The following is an 18,237-nucleotide window of genomic DNA, read 5'->3' on the forward strand; positions in this document are numbered from 1 at the left end:
ACCGGGCCGTGTCCCTCGGGGAGTTCGGTCCAGGTGCCGGAGCCGCGCCGGCTGCGGACGTAGCCGCTCTGGCGCAGCAGGTCATAGGCGCCGGTGACGGTGGCGCGGCTGGCTCCGACGGCCTCGGCGAGCTCGCGCTCGGCGGGCAGCCGGACGTGCAGGGCGATCCGCCCGTCGAGGATCAGCGTGCGCAGGGCGTCGGCGAGGGAGCGGTAGCCCGGGCGGGCCAGTACCTCGGCCGGGAGCATCGCCGCGAGCCGGCGGCTGCCGACCGTCCGGTCCGCCGTATGGACCACTCTGTGGACCTCTCGCCCGTTCGCCATGCCAACCTCCCCTGATTGGCTCTGCCAGCCAGGCCAATCCGGGTCCAGACTCGCGGTATTGGCCCCCCATTGGCAAGGAGAGTCCAGGATGCCGTACGAGGTGTTCACCGACCGTGACGAACGGGCGCTGCTGGCGGCCGCCGAGAACCGGATCTCCGCGCCCCTGCGGATCGGGGCCGCGCTGGACCCCGTACGGCGTCTGCTCGCGCGGTACTCACCCGTACGGGCGAGGAGGGCGCGAGAATCGCTCCCATGTCAGCAGCCGAACACACGTCCCCGCCCGCTCCCCCGGTGAACGCCGCCGCACCCCCGGTGATCGCGGGCCTGCTCCTCGCCGCCGGCGGCGGGCGGCGGCTCGGCGGGCGCCCCAAGGCCCTGCTCCCCTACCGCGGCCGCCCGCTCGTCGAGAACGCCGTGCGCGTGCTGCGCGAGGCGGGCTGCGGCCCGGTGCACGTGGTGCTCGGCGCCTCGGCGGCCGAGGTCCGCGAGCGCGCCGACCTGGCGGGGTGCGTGGTCGTGGACAACCCGGACTGGGCCGAGGGCATGGGCTCCTCCCTGCGGGTGGGCCTGGCCTCGCTGGCCGGCACGGGGGCCGGTGCGGCGCTGGTGTCCCTGGTGGACCAGCCGGGCATCGGGCCGGCGGCCGTGGCCCGGGTGCGGGCGGCGTACCGTTCCCCGGCCAGTCTGGTGGCGGCCGCGTACGACGGGGAACGCGGGCATCCGGTGCTGTTCGGGGCGGACCGCTGGGCGGACATCACGGCCACGGCGACCGGGGACCAGGGCGCGCGGGTCCACCTGAAGAACCACGCCGACGAGCTCATCCTGGTGGAGTGCGGGGACGTCGCGGCCGCCTTCGACATCGACACCCCGCCCGACCTGGCACGACTCGGCTGAGCCGCGCGGAGCCGGGGCCTGAGCGGGGTGTGACCGCGATGGCACTGAGGGCCACAGGCAAATGGAATCTGTCGACTCAGAGAATCTCGACATCAACAAACCATTGAACTTCCACCATGAGGAAATTACTATCCACTGGTCAGAAGCGCCCTGAACCCCCAGACGGCGCCGGCGACCGTTACACGGAACTCTCCACACCCGGCGGCACTGCGTGCCGTCTCGCGCGAGCATTCCCCGCGGCCGCAAGGCACCGCCGCTGAAGGAGTGACAGATATGTCCGCACCAGCGCCGTCCCCGCTGGCCATCGTCGACGCCGAGCCCCTGCCCCGGCAGGACGAGGTCCTCACCGATGCGGCCCTCGCCTTCGTGGCCGAGCTCCACCGGCGGTTCGCCCCCCGCCGCGCCGAGCTCCTCGCCCGACGCGGCGAGCGGCGCGCCGAGATCGCCCGCACCTCCACGCTCGACTTCCTCCCGGACACCGCACAGGTCCGCGAGGGCGACTGGAAGGTCGCGCCGGCCCCGGCCGCCCTGAACGACCGCCGCGTGGAGATCACCGGTCCCACCGACCGCAAGATGACCATCAACGCCCTGAACTCGGGCGCCAAGGTCTGGCTCGCCGACTTCGAGGACGCCTCGGCTCCCACCTGGGAGAACGTGGTCCTCGGCCAGCTCAACCTCATCGACGCCTACGAGCGCCGCATCGACTTCACGGACGCGCGCACCGGCAAGGCCTACGCCCTCAAGCCCAACGACCAGCTCGCCACCGTGGTCATGCGCCCGCGCGGCTGGCACCTGGAGGAGCGCCACCTCAGCTTCGAGGGCGGCCCGGCCTCCGGCTCCCTCGTGGACTTCGGCCTGTACTTCTTCCACAACGCCCAGCGCCTGATCGACCTCGGCAAGGGCCCGTACTTCTACCTCCCGAAGACGGAGTCGCACCTGGAGGCCCGCCTCTGGAACGAGATCTTCGTCTTCGCCCAGGACTACGTCGGCATCCCGCAGGGCACCGTCCGCGCCACCGTCCTGATCGAGACCATCACCGCGGCCTACGAGATGGAAGAGATCCTCTTCGAGCTCAAGGACCACGCGGCGGGCCTCAACGCGGGCCGCTGGGACTACCTGTTCTCCATCGTGAAGAACTTCCGCGACGGCGGCGAGAAGTTCGTCCTGCCGGACCGCAACGCGGTGACCATGACGGCCCCCTTCATGCGCGCCTACACCGAACTGCTCGTCCGCACCTGCCACAAGCGCGGCGCGCACGCCATCGGCGGCATGGCGGCCTTCATCCCGTCCCGCAAGGACGCCGAGGCCAACCGGATCGCCTTCGAGAAGGTCCGGGCCGACAAGGACCGCGAGGCCGGCGACGGCTTCGACGGCTCCTGGGTCGCCCACCCCGACCTGGTCCCGATCGCGATGGCCTCCTTCGACGCCGTCCTGGGCGACAAGCCCAACCAGAAGGACCGCCTCCGCGAGGACGTCTCCGTCGCCCCCGGCGACCTGATCGCGATCGACTCCCTGGACGCCCGGCCCACCTACGAGGGCCTGCGCAACGCCGTCCAGGTCGGCATCCGCTACATCGAGGCCTGGCTGCGCGGCCTGGGCGCCGTCGGCATCTTCGGCCTCATGGAGGACGCCGCCACCGCCGAGATCTCGCGCTCCCAGATCTGGCAGTGGATCAACGCCGGAGTCGTCTTCGAGAACGGCGAGCGCGCCACCGCCGAACTCACCCGCGCCTTCGCCACCGAGGAGCTCGAGGCGATCCGCGCCGAGGTCGGCGACGAGGCCTTCGCGGCCGGAAAGTGGCAGCAGGCCCACGACCTGTTCCTCCAGGTCTCCCTGGACGCCGACTACGCGGACTTCCTCACCCTCCCCGCGTACGACCAGCTGATCGGCTGACACCCCGCTTCGGCTGAACCGCACAGCGGCCGAACCCACGCCCACGGCCCTTTGCCCGTGAAGTGCGCGGCGTGCGCGGCTGCGAAACCGCGCGGCCGCCCCCAACTGCCGCAGCCGCGCCCCGGTCCGCGCCGGACCGCACCGGCAGCCCCTCCCCGCGCCCGACCGACCGGTCGGGCGTTACGTCATCGTAATCCGACTGTACCTAGCGGTAACAAGTGGGCCCGTGCCACCTTTCCGATGCCACCGGCGCCGGCGGTACCCCCACTTTCCAAGCCACGCACCGAAGTTGTCGGCAACTTCGGCGTGGCCGACCGCAGGAGTTCCGCAGTGATCGGATTCCGCAAGGCCGGCAAGGACCGGGCCGCCCGACGCCGTGTGCGACGGCTGGCCGGTGCCGGGATGGTCGTACCGCTCGCCGCCGGCGCGCTGCTCTTCGGCGGGGCCGGGCCGGCGGCGGCCGGGCCCGGGACGGGTCCCACCGCCGTCGTGTCCATGGGCGACAGCTACATCTCCGGCGAGGCCGGGCGCTGGAAGGGCAACAGCCTGACCAACAGCGGGAGCAGGAACGGCACTGACCGGGCGTGGGTCAGTGGCAGCACCTACGACCCCGCGAAGGTGTACGGCACCACGGCCGGCGGCTGTGACCGCTCGGACTCGGCCGAGGTGCTGAGCGCGGGCGCGGTCGCCGAGACGGCCGTGAACCTGGCCTGCTCCGGGGCGACCTCGCAGAACGTCTTCCGCGCCTCCAACGGGGGCGTGTCGTACAAGGGCGAGGCCCCGCAGGCCGACCAGCTGGCGGCCGTGGCCGCGAGCCGCAACGTGAAGGTCATCGCGCTCTCCGTCGGCGGGAACGACCTGGGCTTCGCCGACATCATCAAGGAGTGCGCGCTCGACTTCGTGCTCTGGAACTCGTACTGCTACGACGACCAGCAGGCGGGCGTCGACGCGAAGATCGACGGGGTGATGGCCAACGTCGGCAAGTCGGTCGACGAGATCCGGGCCGTGATGCGCCAGGCCGGGTACACGGACTCCTCGTACCGCATCGTGCTCCAGTCCTACCCCTCGCCGATCCCGCGCGGCGCCGAGAACCGGTACACCCAGAGCGACTGGAGCCGGCTCAACAGCGGCGGCTGTCCCTTCTGGAACCGTGACTCGGACTGGGCCCGCGACTCCCTGGTGCCGCAGCTCGCGGACCGCCTCAAGCAGGTCGCGGCGGCCAAGGGCACCCAGTTCCTGGACCTGCGCGACATGATGCAGGGCCGCGAGGTCTGCGCCAAGGCCAGCAAGCAGGTCACCTCGACGGTCCCCGCGTCGGCGAAGACCAGCGAGTGGGCCCGCTGGATCGACAACAACGAGACGCAGGGCCTGGTCCAGGAGTCCATGCACCCGAACCACTTCGGCCAGCTGGCCCTCGGCCGCTGCCTGGCCCTGGCCGTGGCGCAGCCCGCGGACTCGGCCTCCAGCTGCAAGAACACCGCCGGTGGCGACCAGAGCGGGATGTACCTCACGTCCACGCCGTAATGCGGTGAGGACCGGGGGCGGGCTGTCATGATCAGGTCGTGACCGCCCGCCCCCTCGGGGAAACCCGTACCACCGAAGGAAGTTGACCGGAGATGGCCGTCATCCACCGCACCACCATGAAGCCCGGCAAGCTGGAGCTCCTCGCCGGCTGGCTCCCGGCCCGGCCCTGGTACGCCGGCGCGTCCGCGGCGCCGGACCTGGCCAGGGCCGGCGGGTTCCGGATCGACGACCCGGAGGGCGAGGTGGGCATCGAGTTCATGGTGGTCACCGACTCCTCCGGCGCCGGGCCCGTCGCCTACCTCGTACCGCTCACCTACCGCGGGGCCCCGCTCGAAGGCGCCGAGGAGGGACTGATCGGCACGTCCGAGCACGGGGTGCTCGGCACCCGCTGGATCTACGACGGGGCCCACGACCCGGTGCTCACCGGGCGGCTGCTCGCCCTCCTGCGGGGCGAGGCCGCACCGCAGCACCAGAGCGAGACCGGCGTCCCCGACCCGACCGTCGTCCCCGAGACCGCCGAGGACGCCCTGCCGGGCGGGGCGGCGGTGGTGGGCGTGGAGGACGGGCCGGAGGGCACCCGTCTGGTGGTGGAGGCGGGCGGGCGGCGGCTCGGGCTGGAGCTGCTGCGCGTGCTGGAGGCCGGCCGGACCGTCCCCGGCGCGCTCGGCCGGGTCACCGCCGGCTGGGAACTGCCCGACGGGACGCGGCCGCGCGGGGCCTTCGCCGTACTGCGGGAAGGCTGAGCCGGGTCGGCGGAGCGTGCTCCACGGGCCGGGCCGCGCCGCCCGCCGCCCGACGTCCGCCGTACGGGCTACGCCGCCCGGTCCGGGCCGGTCAGGGCCTCCATCGCGGTGGTGAAGGCCGCCCGGCAGCGCAGCCAGTCCGGGTCCGGGGCCGGGGAGTGCAGGTCGACCAGTTTGGGCAGCAGGTCCGCCGAGAAGGCCCGGGCCGCCTCGGCCGGGAGCAGCGAGGGCAGGTTGTCGATGGCGATCACGTCGACCGGCCGGGCGCCCCCGCGCAGCCGCCGGGCCGGGGCCGTCCAGTCGGTGAGCCGGTCGTATACGGGCAGCAGGTGCAGCTCCGATCCGGTGTCACAGGTGATGTCGGCGATCACCGAGAGCCGGCCGGTCCCGCTCTCCAGGTCGGCGGGGGTCAGGAAGGGCGGCACGGGCCGGGTGGTGAGCACCGCGTTGACCAGGATGTCGTGGTCGAGCAGCGCGGCCCGGTCCAGTCGGCGGGTCGCCCCGCGCCCCCAGCGGGTGACCGCGATCCCGGCGGTGGTGAGGGCGTCGCAGGCGCCGCGCCCGCTGCGGCCTTCCGCGCCGATCACCAGGGCCCGTAACCCGTCGGCCGGCGCGTCCCGCAGGCGGGCGTCCAGCTCCGGCCGGGGCGTCGGGACCAGGGGGGCGGTGAGCCGGCCGCGCGCCTGCAGGGCGGCCAGGGCGGCGCCCGCGTACCCGGCCCAGTAGCCGAAGGCGGCCAGCCGGCGGCCCTGGGCGTCGGCCAGGTACTCCAGGTCGAGCAGGGTCCCGCCGCCCGCGGCGAACCGCCGCAGCAGGCCGGGCGCCTGGGGCTGCCCCTTGTAGGCGTGCCCGAAGTACACGTGCCGGTGGTGCAGGGCCTCGGGCGCGGGCGGGAGCTCCTTGAGGCCGAGGACGTACGCCGACCCCGGCGCGGCCTGCGCCCAGGAGCCGGCCGGGGCGGTGCGGCAGCCGGCGGCGGCGTACGCGTCGAGCGGGAAGACGCGGTGGCCGGAATCCTCCACGGTGATCCGTACGCCCTGCCGTACGAGGAGCCCGGCGTCGTCGGGGGTCAGCGGCGCGCGCCGTTCGGTGGGTCGGGTCTCGCTGCGCATCCACAGCTGCGGGGTGTCGGCCATCGCTGTACCACCTGTCCGGTCAGAGGGGTGGGGCGAGCCAGCGCTCAAGCGATGTCTTTCCGCGTCCTTTACGCCGTACGCCGGATCGGGGCGGCAACTCCCGACCCCCTGACACCCCGCGCCCCGCCGGGCCTCCCGGGCCTCACAGCTCCGGCAGGAGCCGCCGCAGCGGGGTCCGGGCGCCCTCCGCGTGGGCCGCCCGGAAGGCCTCCGGGGTCAGCCGCAGCCGCAGGGTCCGCTCGGCGCGCGGCGGGCAGGCGGAGGTCGGGCGGTATCCCGAGACGGAGCCGAGCAGCCGGGCGGCCGGCTCGTAGCGGCCCAGGTCGGCCTCCAGCTGGGCCAGCAGCTCCACCGAGAGGGCCTGGCCCAGCCGGTCTCCCAGGGCGAACTGGGCCTCCAGGGAACGCAGCAGCCAGGTACGGGCCAGCGCGGGGCGGCCCTCGCGGCGCTGGAGCAGGGCCTGGGCGTAGCCCGCCCAGGAGCGCGCCCACAGGTCGGGGCCGTCGGAGGCCCCGGCGCGGAAGGGCACGGCCGCCGGGTCGGTGTACGCGAGGGCCATGGCCAGGGCGGACTCCAGGGCCCGCCGTCCCGGCCCGAACTCGGGCTCCGCCGGCAGCAGTCCGAGGGCGTCCCGGTACTCCTCGGCGGCCTCGTCCGGGCGGTCCCGCCACAGGGCGGCGGTGCCGCGGACGTGCGCGAGGTAGGCCAGGACGGTGTCCTCCCCCTCCTGCACGGCCGTGGCCCAGGCCTCCACCAGCAGCGGATCGGCCGCCGAGGCCTCGCCGACGCTCGCCACCAGCCAGGAAGCCAGCCACAGGGCCCGGGCCGGCCGGGGCGCCGGGTGCCGGGCCAGAGCCCGCTCCAGGTGCCCGCGCCCCTCCTCCACCAGCCCGCAGGCCGACCAGAGGAACCACAGCGACACGGCGATCTCCAGCGCACCGGCCGGACCGGCCGGCGACCGCGGGTCCATCGCCAGCCGCAGCTCGGGCAGTTCCCGCAGGGCCAAGGCGCGGGCCTCCAGCTGCGCCCCCGAACGCCACAGCTGCGCGGCTCGTTCGGCGGTGATCCGGCAGCGCTCGTGGTGGCGGCGGACGACGGTGGCCCCGTCCCCCCGCGGATCGCGGGCGAGGCGCCGGGCCGCGTAGGCCCGTACGGTCAGCGGCAGCCGGTAGCGGCCGGCCGCTCCGGGCTCCGCCAGCAGGGCCGGGGCCAGCTCCAGCGCGGCGGGTATCCCGTCGAGGGCGACGCACAGGGCGGCGACGGCCCCGGCGTTGTGCTCGGTGAGCTCGAAACGGGGGTCGGCCCCGCGCGCCCGCTCCACGTAGAGCCGTACGGCGTCGGACGCGGCCACCCGGGCCACCGGACAGGGCTCGTCGGGGTCCTCGGGGGCGGCGGGCAGGGTCAGCGGGCCGACGGCGAGCAGGGCCTCCCCCACCACGCCGAGGATCCGCTGCGATGTGGCCAGAATGCGTACCCTCGGCCACCGTGCGAGCAGCTCCCCCACGAGCTCCCCGGCCCGTTCGCCCAGCTGCTCGCAGCCGTCGAGGACCAGCAGCACCTCGCGCCCCTCGAACCCCTCGCCCAGCTCGGCGGCCCCGGCGGCCGCGGCGGAGGAGCGCAGCCGGGACGGATCGGCCCACACGACGTCGGCCCCGCTCGCGCCGCAGAGCTCGCGGACGGTCCGCAGGGCGATCCGGGTCTTGCCCATCCCGGCCGGCCCTGTGATCGTGACCAGGCGTTCCGCGGCCAGCAGGGCCAGGGCACGGGCCACTTCGGCGGCCCGCCCGACGAGGCTGGACAGCTCGGCGGGCAGCGCTTGACGCGCGCTCGAGCCGCGCTCCCCCATACGTCCTCCCGCTGCTCTCTGGGGCTGCGCACGTCGGTCCCCTCGGGCACGACCGCCCGGTGCGGCGGTACGGCGCATGAAGAGAGATGATCAGTCGAAAGTCCGGTTAACCGGTCCGCGGCCGGGAAAACCGCCAGGGGTAAGTATGAACTCGGCCATTTCCACCATTGACGACACCGATCGTGCGCTCGTCCACGCCCTGCAGCTCGCGCCCCGCGCCAGCTGGGAGCGGCTTGCGCCGGTGCTCGGCGCGCGCCCGGAGACCCTGGCCCGCCGCTGGGAGCGGATGACGTCCGCCGGGGAGGCCTGGGTGTCGGGGCTGGGGCTGCGGACGGGGAGCCAGGCGCCCTGTATGGCGTGGGTCGAGGTGATGTGCGCGGCGGGCACCTCTCCGGCGGTGGGCGCGGCCCTGGCGGGTGACGCGCACACGATGGGCGTGGAGCACAGCACCGGCGGCCGTGACCTGTTGGCCTTCGTGGCCGTACCGGACCTGCACATGCTGTTCCGGTACCTGTCGTTCCGGGTGCAGCGGATCCCGGGGGTGACCGGGACCCGGTCCTCGATGGTCACCGCGGTGCACTCGGCTCCCGATCGCTGGCGGATGGACCACCTGTCCCCGGCGCAGGCCGCCCTGCTGACCGGGCGTACCCGCCGGAACGCGGGCGCGCCGGGGGCGGCCGGGGCGGCGCCGCCGGTGGCGCCGGTGGCCGAGGAGGACCGGCCGCTGATGATGGCGCTGGCCGCGGACGGGCGGCGCAGCGTGGCCTCGCTGGCGCGGGAGTCGGGGATGAGCGAGTCGACCGTACGGCGCCGGCTGAGCCGGCTGGAGGCGGGGCAGAGCCTGCGCTACAGCTGTGCGATGGCCTCGGGGCTGTCCGGCTGGCCGGTGTCGGCGACCTTGTGGGCCGAGGTGCGCGAGCACGAGGTGGCCGACTGCGCGGCGGTGGCGGCGGGGCTGCGCGAGACGCGGACCTGCATGTCCGTGAGCGGCACCTGGAACTTCATGATCAGCGCGCGGCTGCGGACCATCGAGGGGCTGGCCCGCTACACCGCCGACCTGTCCCGGCGGCTGCCGGGGCTGCGGATCACCGACTCCGCGGTGGCGCTGCACGTGCGCAAGTCGGAGGCGCAGGAGCTGGACCAGACGGGGCGGCGGCTGCGGACGGTCCGGCCGGACATCTGGACGGACCCGGCACCGGGCGTCCCGGACCGGACCTGACACGGGGGCCGGGGCCCGGACGCGGGGCCGACGGGCCGCCCCCGGCGGGCGGGCGGCGGCACGTACGCCACACCCGCAGTGGGTGGCGTACGCACCGCCGCACGCCGGCCGGGGGCGCGGGTACGGATCGGGGGCTCCGGGCCTCGGGGCTCCGGCTTCAGTGCACGAAGGCCGGCTCCGCCGCGGGTTCCGCCGCCGTCTTCCTGGAACCGAGGTGGTTGAAGGCCAGATTGAGCAGGATCGCGACCACGCAGCCGGTGCTGATGCCGGAGTCGAGGACGACCAGCAGGTCCTTGGGGAAGGCGTGGTAGAAGTTCGGCGCGGCGATCGGGATCAGGCCGATGCCGACCGAGGCGGCGACGATCAGGGCGTTCTCGCCCTTCTCCATGGCCGCGCCCGCCAGGGTCTGGATGCCGCTGGCCGCGACCGAGCCGAAGAGCACGATGCCGGCGCCGCCGAGGACGGGCAGCGGGACGACCCCGATGACGGAGGCGGCCACCGGACACAGGCCCAGCAGGATCAGGATGCCGCCGCCCGCGGCGACGACGAAGCGGCTGCGGACCTTGGTCATCGCGACGAGTCCGATGTTCTGCGCGAAGGCGCTGCACATGAACCCGTTGAACAGGGGGCTGAGCGCGCTGCCGAGGGTGTCGGCGCGCAGGCCCCCCTCGATGGTCTTCGCGTCCGCCGGGCGGCCCACGATCTTGCCCAGGGCCAGGATGTCGGCGGTGGACTCGGTCATGCAGACCAGCATCACGATGCACATCGAGATGATCGCGGCGACCTGGAACTGGGGGGCGCCGAAGTGGAAGGGGGTCGGGAAGCCGACGAGGTCCGCGTTCCGGACGGCGTCGAAGTTCGCCATGCCCAGCGGTATCGCGACGAGGGTGCCCGCGACCAGGCCGAGCAGGATGGAGATCTGCTGGAGGAAGCCGCGCAGGAACTTGCGCATGGCCAGGACGATCACCAGGGTGAGGGCGGCCATGCCGATGTTCTTCATGGAGCCGTAGTCGGCGGCGGTGCGGTTGCCGCCCTGCGACCAGTTGAAGGCCACGGGGAGCAGCGAGACGCCGATCAGGGTGATGACGGTGCCGGTGACCACCGGCGGGAAGAACCGGACGAGCCGGCCGAAGTAGGGGGCGGCGAGGAAGCCGACCAGTCCGGCGACGATGATCGCGCCGAAGATGACGGGAACGGCGTCGTGCCCCTGCCCCTTGCCGATGGCGATCATCGGGGTCACACCGGCGAAGGAGACGCCGTTGACGAAGGGGAGTTTGGCGCCGATCTTCCAGATCCCGAGGGTCTGGAGGAGGGTGGCGAGCCCTGCGGTGAAGAGGGACGCGCCCATCAGGAAGGCGGTCTCGGTGGCGGAGAGGCCCACGGCGGGGCCGACGATCATGGGCGGGGCCACGACACCCGCGTACATGGCGGCCACGTGCTGGAGGCCGCTGGTGAACATCTTGAACGGAGGCAGGGTCTCGTCGACCGGGTGCTTCTCGTCCGGTACTGCGACTGCATCTTTGCGGAACCTGGGCGCATCGGCCACGGCTTCCTCCGGTCGGTTAAACACGTCGGCAGGGACGTGGGTGTCAGGGAGGTGGTGCGAAAGCGTGCTGGTCGAGCCTGTATGGAGTTGTGGGTGGAGCTGCTTCTCTGTCCCAAGGGGTGCGGAATCGATTCGCCCAAAAACCGGTTCCACGCGGTGGTTCCAGCCCGGTCGGGGCTGGGGGTGCCGTGGCAGTGGCGCGGGTGACGCGCTGTGCGGGGAGGGGGTGTCACGAGTCACCGCCCCGGGGGCGCCGTCGGATCTCTCCTCGGGCGCTTCCCGGGAACGGCTGCCGCGGACCCCGCTCGGGTCCGCGGCGGCCGGCCGGGGGCCGTCCCCCCCGGCCGGACTCCGTGGGGATCAGCCCTGCGCGGAGATCCGCGCCAGGCGCTGGGCCTCCGCGCGGGTGGACACCGCGATGGCGTCCTCGTCCGCGAAGAGCAGCCGGTTGTTCTCGACGATCTGCTTGCCGTTGACGAACGAGGCGGTGACCGGGGCGGCCGCACCGAAGACGAGGGCGGTGACCGGGTCGGCGATCGAGGAGTGCAGGAAGGTGTTCAGGTTCCACAGGACCAGGTCGGCGCACTTGCCGACCTCCAGCGAACCGATGTTGTCGGCGCGGCCGAGGACCTGGGCGCCGCCGTAGGTGCCCAGGCGCAGCGACTGGCGGGCGTTGAGCGCGGCCTCGCGGTGCACCGGGTTCAGGCGGTTGATCAGCAGCGCGTTGCGCAGCTCGGTGTGCAGCTCGCCGGACTCGTTGGAGGCGGTGCCGTCCACGCCGAGGCCGACCGGGACGCCGGCGGCCAGCATGTCCGGGACGCGGGCGATGCCGGCGGCCAGACGGGCGTTGGAGGAGGGGCAGTGCGCGACACCGGTCTTGGTCCGGGCGAACGCGGCGATGTCGGAGTCGTTCATGTGGACGCTGTGCGCCATCCACACGTCCTCACCGAGCCAGCCGGTCGACTCGAAGTAGTCGGTCGGGCCCATGCCGAAGAGCTCGTGGCAGAACTTCTCCTCTTCGACGGTCTCCGAGCCGTGCGTGTGCATGCGCACACCGAGGCGGCGGGCCAGCTCGGCGCCCTGCTTCAGCAGCTCGGTGGAGACCGAGAAGGGGGAGCAGGGGGCGACGGCGACCTGGGTCATCGCGTCGAAGGAGGCGTCGTGGTACTTCTTGATCGTCGCCTCGGTGTCCGCGAGGGCGCCCTCGAGGGTCTCGACGGCGTGGTCCGGCGGCAGGCCGCCGTCCTTCTCGCTGCGGTCCATGGAGCCACGGGCGAGGGTGAAGCGGACGCCCATCTCGGACGCGGCGCGGATGATCGCGCCGGAGAGGTCGCCGGAGTTCTTGGGGTAGACGTAGTGGTGGTCCATCGCGGTGGTGACACCGCCGCGGGCCATCGCGGCCAGGGAGCCCTGGGCCGCCGAGTACGCCATCTGCTCGTCGATGCGCGCCCAGGTCGGGTACAGCGCGACGAGCCAGTTGAAGAGGTTGTGGTCGGTGGCGAGGCCACGCGTGATCCACTGGTAGAAGTGGTGGTGCGTGTTGACCAGACCGGGGGTCACGAGGTGCCCGGTGCCGTCGATGCGGCGGACGACGTTGTCGAGGTTCTCGGGGGCCTTGCCCGCACCGACGAACTCGATCTTGTTGCCTGCGATGACGACGTGACCCGAGGCGTACTCGGTGTCGTTGGCGTCGACGGTCGCGATCGCACAGTTCTCGATGACGATGCGCTCTACGGCGCCGTCATGGGCTGCCGATGCTGCCATGGGACTTCCTCGTGCTTTCAGTGGCGGTGCGGGCACGGCAAAACCCTGGGGATTTGAGTGCCGGAGCCGGGGGCCTGACAGCTGACAGTACTGCCGCCCCGTGTGATGCGTCCGGGTGCCGATTCAGGAAGCTGTGGGGTGTCGCCCCGGGGCCACTGCGGAGCCCCGGGACGCGCGTGCGCTGCTCAGAGGTTGGTCATGTCCACGGGGATACGGGCGTCAGCGCCGTCGCGGAGGACCGTCGCCTCGATCAGACCGTACGGACGGTCCGCGGCGAAGTAGACCTCGTTGTCGTTCTTGAGACCGAAGGGCTCGAGGTCGACCAGGAAGTGGTGCTTGTTCGGGAGGGAGAAGCGGACCTCGTCGATCTCCGAACGGTGGTTGATGATGCGCGAACCCATCTGGTACAGGGTCTGCTGCAGCGACAGGGAGTAGGTCTCCGCGAAGGCCTGGAGCATGTGCTTCTTGGTCTCGGCGTAGGACTTCTCCCAGTTGGGCATCCGCTGCTCGTCGTCCGACCAGTTGAAGCGCCAGCGGCCCGACACCTGGGTGGCCAGGATGCGGTCGTACGCCTCCTGCAGGGTCGTGTACTTGTCCTTCACGTAACCCCAGAACTCGGAGTTCGTGGAGTTCATGACGATCAGGTCCTTGAGGCCGGAGATGACCTCCCAGTTCTGGCCGTCGTACGTGATCTGGGTGACGCGGGTCTCCATGCCCTTGCGGACGAAGGAGTGGTTCACCTCGTCGGAGCCGATGAACTTGGAGTTCGCGTCCGAGGTGGCGATCCGGTCCCAGGCGTACTCCTCGATCCGGATGCGCGCGCGCTGGATCGGCTCCTGGCTGTTCACGAACCAGCGGGCCAGGTGGATGCCGAACTGCTCGGCGGACTCGATGCCGTACTCCTTGGCGAACGCGTACACCGTGTTCTTGGTGGTGTCCGTCGGGAGGACGTTGGCGTTCGAGCCGGAGTAGTGGACGTCGTCCATGTCGCCGGAGAGGGCGACCGAGACGTTCAGGTCCTTGATGTGGTGCGTGTCGCCGTCCCGCGTGATCTTGACGACGCGGTTCTCTGCTTTGCCGTACTGGTTCTGGCCCAGAATCGTGGCCATGCTAGCTCCCTCGGTAAACGGAGTAGCCGAACGGGTTGAGCAGCAGCGGTACGTGGTAGTGCTCGCCCGGGTTCACCGCGAAGGTGATGGTTACCTCGGGGAAGAACGCACCGCTGTCCCTTACGCGGGGGGCGTCCTGCTGCGCCTCGGCTTGCTTCTTTTCGAAGTACGTCTCGGTCTCGAAGTCGAGACGCACGTGTGTGGTGCCCTCCGGCAGGGCCGGCAGGTCCTTGCAGCGCCCGTCGGCGTCGGTGGCGGAGCCGCCCAGGGCCACCCACTCGCCGTCGAGGCCCGTGCGGGCCGACAGGGAGATGGCGACGCCCTCGGCGGGGCGGCCGATGCTGGTGTCCAGAATGTGCGTGGACACCGACGCGGTGGTCTCGGTGCTCATGTTCACTCTCCTTCTGCGAGCTCGACGAGTCGGGTCAGACGGATCCGGTTGATCTTCACCAGTTCGCCGCGCGCGATCTCTCGCTCCTGCTCGGCGGAGTTGTCGATCCGGACCTTGACCGCGTCCCGCATGAACTCACCGGTGGCACCGGTGGCGCAGATGAGGAACACGTGGCCGAACTTCTCCTGGTAGGCCAGGTTCAGTTCGAGGAGCTCGTTCTTGAGCTCCTCCGAGGCACCGGCCATGCCACGCTGCTCGCGGGCGGAGGTCGGGTCTCCCGGCTTCGGCCGGCCGATCGGCGCGTGGCCTCCCATCGCCTCGCCCAGGTCGTCCGCGGTGAGCTCCGCCATGGCGGCCTCGTTCGCGGCGTACAGGGCGTCGGCGGTGGCGAAGGGGCGCTGGGCGAGCATCTTGCTCCCCCACGCCGAGCTGGCGCACACCTCGTGCAGCTCGGCCGAGGCCGCGCTGTCGTCCAAGGCGTTGAACCGGGTCAGACCCGGGGTCGGGCTCGAAGTCACGGTAGGCCTCCGTGGCCTGTTGTTGCTTTGACGGGCTGCGCATAGCTAACGCCCTCGGCAACACGGCGTCAACACTTTGTTGAAACTTCTCGTACACAAAAGCCGCCGCCCGGGTGAATCGGGCGGCGGCTCGTGACCGTCGGTGGAGCGTCCCTCACTCCTGGGTGTTCTGCTTCGCCGCCTTGGCGGGCTTGTTCTGGGCGCCGGAGTCCCGGTTCAGATAGTTGTAGACCGTGAAACGGCTTACGCCCAGGGCGCCCGCGACCGTTTCCACGCCGTGGCGGACGGAGAAGGCGCCCCGCGCCTCCAGTATGCGTACCACGTCCTGCTTGGACTTCCGGTCGAGCTGCGCCAGCGGCATGCCGTGCCGCCGCTCCAGCGCGGCCAGGATGTGGTCCAGCGAGTCGGAGAGCTGCGGCAGGCGCACGGCCAGGAGCTCCTGGCCCTCCCAGGTCAGCACGACGTCGTCGGGCTCGGCCTGCGCGGGGTCCATCAGCTCGCCGCCCATCGCGTCCACCAGCGGCTTGACCGCGGTGACGAAGGGGTGGTCGCGGGGCTCGGTCATGCTCCGTCCTCACCGATCACGTTGACCTGGAGCGAGACGCGCGTGGCGCCGGCCTCCAGGGAATCGCGCAGCAGCGCGGCCACCGCGGTCAGCACCCGGTCGGAATCGCCCTCGGCGGTGTTGCCGAACGGGCCGACGTCGACCGCGTCCAGCTGAGCCTTCTGGATGATCTCGCGGGCGGCCACGGCGTGGGCGGGGGCCTCTTCGAGATCGAAGGGCTCGGTCGTGAACTCCACTCTCAATCGCACGTCGCCAAGCTACCGGGCGGTCGTGAGATTTCGGGAGTCGGCACTTGACAAGTGAGACACCGGGCTTGCAGTCTTCCATCAAGCAGAAAATAACTTCCGCAATACGGAAGGAGCGCACACCCCTCATGGGATACTCGGACCAGCGCTTCGATGTGAACCTTTCGATCCTCTTCACGGAACTCCCGCTCCTGGAGCGCCCCGCGGCCGCCGCCGCGGCGGGCTTCACCGCGGTCGAGCTGTGGTGGCCCTGGATCGAGACCCCCACCCCCGCTCAGGAGGAGCTCGACGCCCTCAAGAAGGCTCTTGAGGACGCCGGCACCCAGCTGGTGGGCCTGAACTTCTACGCCGGCCAGCTCCCCGGCCCGGACCGCGGCGCGGTCTCGGTGCCCGGCGAGGAGTCGGACCGCTTCAACGCCAACATCAACGTCGCGGCCGACTTCGCCGCCTCGGTCGGCTGCAAGGCGCTCAACGCCCTGTACGGCAACCGGGTCGAGGGCGTGGACCCGGCCGTCCAGGACGAGCTGGCCCTGAAGAACCTGGTCGTCGCGGCCCAGGCCGCCGACCGCGTGGGTGCGATCCTCCTGATCGAGACCCTCAACAAGCCCGAGTCGCCGCTCTACCCGCTGGTGAGCGCGCCGGCCGCGATCGAGATCGTGGACAAGGTGAACGAGGCCACCGGTCTCGGGAACGCCAAGTTCCTCCTCGACCTGTACCACCTGGCGATGAACGATGAGGACCTCTCCGAGGTCATCGAAAAGTACGCCGCCAAGACCGGGCACGTCCAGATCGCGGACAAGCCCGGACGCGGTGCCCCCGGCACCGGCGAGCTGCCCCTCGAGGACCTCCTCGACCAGCTCAAGAAGGCCGGCTACCAGGGCTTTGTCGGCCTGGAGTACAAGGCCGCCGACGCCGCCGCGTCCTTCGACTGGCTGCCGGCCGAGGCCCGCGCCGCCAAGTAGGCGGACAAAGTCCGGGCGAACGCCCAGGCACCCCTCGCACTTTTCGTACGTATCAATAGAAGGACCTCATTATGAGCAACCCCGCTGCGCTCCCGAAGATCGCCTGGATCGGCCTCGGCATCATGGGCTCCCCCATGTCCGAGAACCTGATCAAGGCCGGCTACTCGGTCACCGGCTTCACCCTTGAGCAGGACAAGCTGGACCGCCTGGCCGCCGCCGGCGGCACCGCCGCCGGCTCGATCGCCGAGGCCGTCGCGGACGCCGACGTCATCATCACGATGGTGCCCGCCTCCCCGCAGGTCGAGGCCATCAACTACGGCCCGAACGGCATCCTCGAGAACGCCAAGTCCGGCGCGCTGATCATCGACATGTCGTCGATCACCCCGCAGACCTCCATCGACCTGGCGAAGAACGCCGCCGAGAAGGGCATCCGCGTCATCGACGCCCCGGTGTCCGGCGGCGAGGCCGGCGCCATCGAGGCCGTCCTGTCGATCATGGTGGGTGGCGAGCAGGCCGACTTCGACGCCGCGCTGCCGATCCTCGAGGCCCTCGGCAAGGTCATCGTCCTGTGCGGTCCGCACGGCTCCGGCCAGACGGTGAAGGCCGCCAACCAGCTCATCGTCGCGGTGAACATCCAGGCGTGCGCCGAGGCCGTCGTCTTCCTCGAGAAGTCCGGCGTGAACCTGGAGGCGGCGCTCGACGTCCTCAACGGCGGTCTGGCCGGCTCCACGGTCCTGACCCGCAAGAAGGACAACTTCCTGAACCGCGACTTCAAGCCCGGTTTCCGGATCGACCTGCACCACAAGGACATGGGCATCGTCACCGACGCCGCCCGCAACGTCGGTGCCGCCCTGCCCGTCGGCGCGGTCGTCGCCCAGCTGGTCGCCTCCCTGCGCGCCCAGGGTGACGGCGGCCTGGACCACTCCGCGCTGCTCCGCGCGGTCGAGCGCCTCTCCGGCGCCCAGGTCTGATCCCGCGGCGGCCCGCTCCCCCGGGCCGCACCCCCCCCGCCTGACGGGGGCCCGAGTTTCCGGATGGTGCCGGTGCTGACACCTGTCCTGTCGCGCCCAAGCGCCGGCACCGTCCGGATTACCTCCCCATTCTTTCTTTCAACAAACTGTTGACGTCGCGTTCAGGCCGAAATTAGGCTCCGCATGACGGAAGACGCTTTCCGTCAGCAGTTACCCGTACGGAAGGTCACCATGTCGAAGCGCACGCTGACGACCGAGTCCGGCGCCCCGGTCGCCGACAATCAGAACTCCGCCACCGCCGGCGTCGGTGGCCCGCTCCTGATCCAGGACCAGCAGCTCCTTGAGAAGCTCGCCCGCTTCAACCGTGAGCGCATCCCGGAGCGTGTGGTGCACGCCCGCGGCTCGGCCGCGTACGGCTACTTCGAGGTGACCGACGACGTCACCGCCTACACCTCGGCCAAGTTCCTCTCCGAGGTCGGCAAGAAGACCGAGACCTTCCTGCGGTTCTCCACCGTGGCCGACTCCCTCGGTGGCGCGGACGCCGTCCGCGACCCGCGCGGCTTCGCGCTGAAGTTCTACACCGAGGAC

General features: G+C 71.7%; 18 protein-coding genes. 8 read left to right on the top strand and 10 right to left on the bottom strand.

The window, feature by feature from the left end; genetic code table 11:
- Nucleotides 1-323 (bottom strand): GntR family transcriptional regulator (locus VR44_RS11670; protein ID WP_157880277.1); only part of this gene is annotated, 323 nt, incomplete at its 3' end.
- 252 nt (nucleotides 324-575) lie between these two features.
- On the opposite strand from VR44_RS11670, the gene VR44_RS11680 reads away from it, so the two are divergent.
- The 4 genes from VR44_RS11680 (at nucleotide 576) to VR44_RS11695 (ending at nucleotide 5,377) form a co-directional block, all read left to right on the top strand.
- Entirely contained in the window at nucleotides 576-1,217 is a 642-nt protein-coding gene (locus VR44_RS11680; RefSeq protein ID WP_245691708.1) for a nucleotidyltransferase family protein, read from the top strand.
- 273 nt (nucleotides 1,218-1,490) lie between these two features.
- Nucleotides 1,491-3,110, top strand: a complete 1,620-nt coding sequence (aceB, locus tag VR44_RS11685) for a malate synthase A (RefSeq protein WP_045947374.1) — start codon at nucleotides 1,491-1,493, stop codon at nucleotides 3,108-3,110.
- Between the two features lie 330 nt (nucleotides 3,111-3,440).
- Nucleotides 3,441-4,634 (top strand): GDSL-type esterase/lipase family protein, encoded by a 1,194-nt coding sequence (locus VR44_RS11690; RefSeq protein ID WP_384756263.1) that lies wholly within the window; start codon nucleotides 3,441-3,443, stop codon nucleotides 4,632-4,634.
- Between the two features lie 92 nt (nucleotides 4,635-4,726).
- Nucleotides 4,727-5,377: a maltokinase N-terminal cap-like domain-containing protein gene (locus tag VR44_RS11695; RefSeq protein WP_045947376.1), complete on the top strand. Its 651-nt coding sequence runs from the start codon at nucleotides 4,727-4,729 to the stop codon at nucleotides 5,375-5,377.
- Nucleotides 5,378-5,445: 68 nt separating this feature from the next.
- Here VR44_RS11695 and VR44_RS11700 read toward each other — a convergent pair whose 3' ends face one another.
- Nucleotides 5,446-6,513 carry a saccharopine dehydrogenase gene (locus tag VR44_RS11700; protein ID WP_045947377.1) on the bottom strand — a complete coding sequence of 356 codons (1,068 nt, stop codon included), beginning with the start codon at nucleotides 6,511-6,513 and terminating at the stop codon, nucleotides 5,446-5,448.
- A 142-nt stretch (nucleotides 6,514-6,655) separates the two neighbouring features.
- Entirely contained in the window at nucleotides 6,656-8,359 is a 1,704-nt protein-coding gene (locus VR44_RS41130; RefSeq protein WP_052713561.1) for a hypothetical protein, read from the bottom strand.
- A 145-nt stretch (nucleotides 8,360-8,504) separates the two neighbouring features.
- Here VR44_RS41130 and VR44_RS11710 point away from each other — a divergent pair, with 145 nt between their 5' ends.
- On the top strand, nucleotides 8,505-9,578 hold the full coding sequence (locus VR44_RS11710; protein WP_045947378.1) for an Lrp/AsnC family transcriptional regulator: 1,074 nt from the start codon (nucleotides 8,505-8,507) through the stop codon (nucleotides 9,576-9,578).
- A gap of 157 nt (nucleotides 9,579-9,735) precedes the next feature.
- Here the strand turns inward: VR44_RS11710 and VR44_RS11715 are convergent, their stop codons facing one another.
- The 7 genes from VR44_RS11715 to VR44_RS11745 all read right to left on the bottom strand — a co-directional run bounded on the left by VR44_RS11715 (nucleotide 9,736) and on the right by VR44_RS11745 (nucleotide 15,719).
- The gene (locus VR44_RS11715; RefSeq protein WP_045947379.1) at nucleotides 9,736-11,124 is read right to left on the bottom strand and encodes a nucleobase:cation symporter-2 family protein; all 1,389 of its coding nucleotides are present in this window, start codon (nucleotides 11,122-11,124) and stop codon (nucleotides 9,736-9,738) included.
- Nucleotides 11,125-11,484: 360 nt separating this feature from the next.
- Complete coding sequence (locus VR44_RS11720) at nucleotides 11,485-12,888, bottom strand: 8-oxoguanine deaminase (protein ID WP_045947380.1); 1,404 nt, start codon at nucleotides 12,886-12,888, stop codon at nucleotides 11,485-11,487.
- A 185-nt stretch (nucleotides 12,889-13,073) separates the two neighbouring features.
- On the bottom strand, nucleotides 13,074-13,997 hold the full coding sequence (gene pucL / locus VR44_RS11725) for a factor-independent urate hydroxylase (RefSeq protein ID WP_045947381.1): 924 nt from the start codon (nucleotides 13,995-13,997) through the stop codon (nucleotides 13,074-13,076).
- Nucleotide 13,998: 1 nt separating this feature from the next.
- A complete protein-coding gene (uraH, locus tag VR44_RS11730; protein ID WP_045947382.1) occupies nucleotides 13,999-14,388 on the bottom strand; it encodes a hydroxyisourate hydrolase in 390 nt (129 codons plus the stop codon).
- Nucleotides 14,389-14,390: 2 nt separating this feature from the next.
- Nucleotides 14,391-14,906 (bottom strand): 2-oxo-4-hydroxy-4-carboxy-5-ureidoimidazoline decarboxylase, encoded by a 516-nt coding sequence (uraD, locus tag VR44_RS11735; protein ID WP_045947383.1) that lies wholly within the window; start codon nucleotides 14,904-14,906, stop codon nucleotides 14,391-14,393.
- Nucleotides 14,907-15,060: 154 nt separating this feature from the next.
- Nucleotides 15,061-15,471: a helix-turn-helix domain-containing protein gene (locus VR44_RS11740; RefSeq protein ID WP_045947384.1), complete on the bottom strand. Its 411-nt coding sequence runs from the start codon at nucleotides 15,469-15,471 to the stop codon at nucleotides 15,061-15,063.
- On the bottom strand, nucleotides 15,468-15,719 hold the full coding sequence (locus tag VR44_RS11745) for a thiamine-binding protein (protein ID WP_094191569.1): 252 nt from the start codon (nucleotides 15,717-15,719) through the stop codon (nucleotides 15,468-15,470). Before VR44_RS11745 ends, VR44_RS11740 begins: the two co-directional genes overlap by 4 nt.
- Before the next feature lie 125 nt (nucleotides 15,720-15,844).
- Here VR44_RS11745 and VR44_RS11750 point away from each other — a divergent pair, with 125 nt between their 5' ends.
- From VR44_RS11750 to VR44_RS11760, 3 genes are all read left to right on the top strand, one after another.
- Nucleotides 15,845-16,678 carry a TIM barrel protein gene (locus tag VR44_RS11750; protein WP_045947386.1) on the top strand — a complete coding sequence of 278 codons (834 nt, stop codon included), beginning with the start codon at nucleotides 15,845-15,847 and terminating at the stop codon, nucleotides 16,676-16,678.
- 71 nt (nucleotides 16,679-16,749) lie between these two features.
- Complete coding sequence (locus VR44_RS11755; protein ID WP_045947387.1) at nucleotides 16,750-17,649, top strand: 2-hydroxy-3-oxopropionate reductase; 900 nt, start codon at nucleotides 16,750-16,752, stop codon at nucleotides 17,647-17,649.
- 231 nt (nucleotides 17,650-17,880) lie between these two features.
- A partial coding sequence (locus tag VR44_RS11760; protein WP_045947388.1) for a catalase occupies nucleotides 17,881-18,237 on the top strand: 357 nt, incomplete at its 3' end.

The organism is Streptomyces katrae, from assembly GCF_000966975.1.
GTDB classification, from domain to species: Bacteria; Actinomycetota; Actinomycetes; order Streptomycetales; family Streptomycetaceae; genus Streptomyces; species Streptomyces katrae.

What these genes read in the sequence shown, in the direction of transcription:
- VR44_RS11720 (WP_045947380.1), bottom strand. Translation starts at nt 12,888, where the DNA reads ATGGCAGCATCGGCAGCCCATGACGGCGCCGTAGAGCGCATCGTCATC.
- VR44_RS11695 (WP_045947376.1), top strand. Translation starts at nt 4,727, where the DNA reads ATGGCCGTCATCCACCGCACCACCATGAAGCCCGGCAAGCTGGAGCTC.
- VR44_RS11710 (WP_045947378.1), top strand. Translation starts at nt 8,505, where the DNA reads ATGAACTCGGCCATTTCCACCATTGACGACACCGATCGTGCGCTCGTC.
- VR44_RS11740 (WP_045947384.1), bottom strand. Translation starts at nt 15,471, where the DNA reads ATGACCGAGCCCCGCGACCACCCCTTCGTCACCGCGGTCAAGCCGCTG.
- VR44_RS41130 (WP_052713561.1), bottom strand. Translation starts at nt 8,359, where the DNA reads ATGGGGGAGCGCGGCTCGAGCGCGCGTCAAGCGCTGCCCGCCGAGCTG.
- pucL (WP_045947381.1), bottom strand. Translation starts at nt 13,997, where the DNA reads ATGGCCACGATTCTGGGCCAGAACCAGTACGGCAAAGCAGAGAACCGC.
- VR44_RS11750 (WP_045947386.1), top strand. Translation starts at nt 15,845, where the DNA reads ATGGGATACTCGGACCAGCGCTTCGATGTGAACCTTTCGATCCTCTTC.
- VR44_RS11700 (WP_045947377.1), bottom strand. Translation starts at nt 6,513, where the DNA reads ATGGCCGACACCCCGCAGCTGTGGATGCGCAGCGAGACCCGACCCACC.
- aceB (WP_045947374.1), top strand. Translation starts at nt 1,491, where the DNA reads ATGTCCGCACCAGCGCCGTCCCCGCTGGCCATCGTCGACGCCGAGCCC.
- VR44_RS11755 (WP_045947387.1), top strand. Translation starts at nt 16,750, where the DNA reads ATGAGCAACCCCGCTGCGCTCCCGAAGATCGCCTGGATCGGCCTCGGC.
- VR44_RS11680 (WP_245691708.1), top strand. Translation starts at nt 576, where the DNA reads ATGTCAGCAGCCGAACACACGTCCCCGCCCGCTCCCCCGGTGAACGCC.
- uraH (WP_045947382.1), bottom strand. Translation starts at nt 14,388, where the DNA reads ATGAGCACCGAGACCACCGCGTCGGTGTCCACGCACATTCTGGACACC.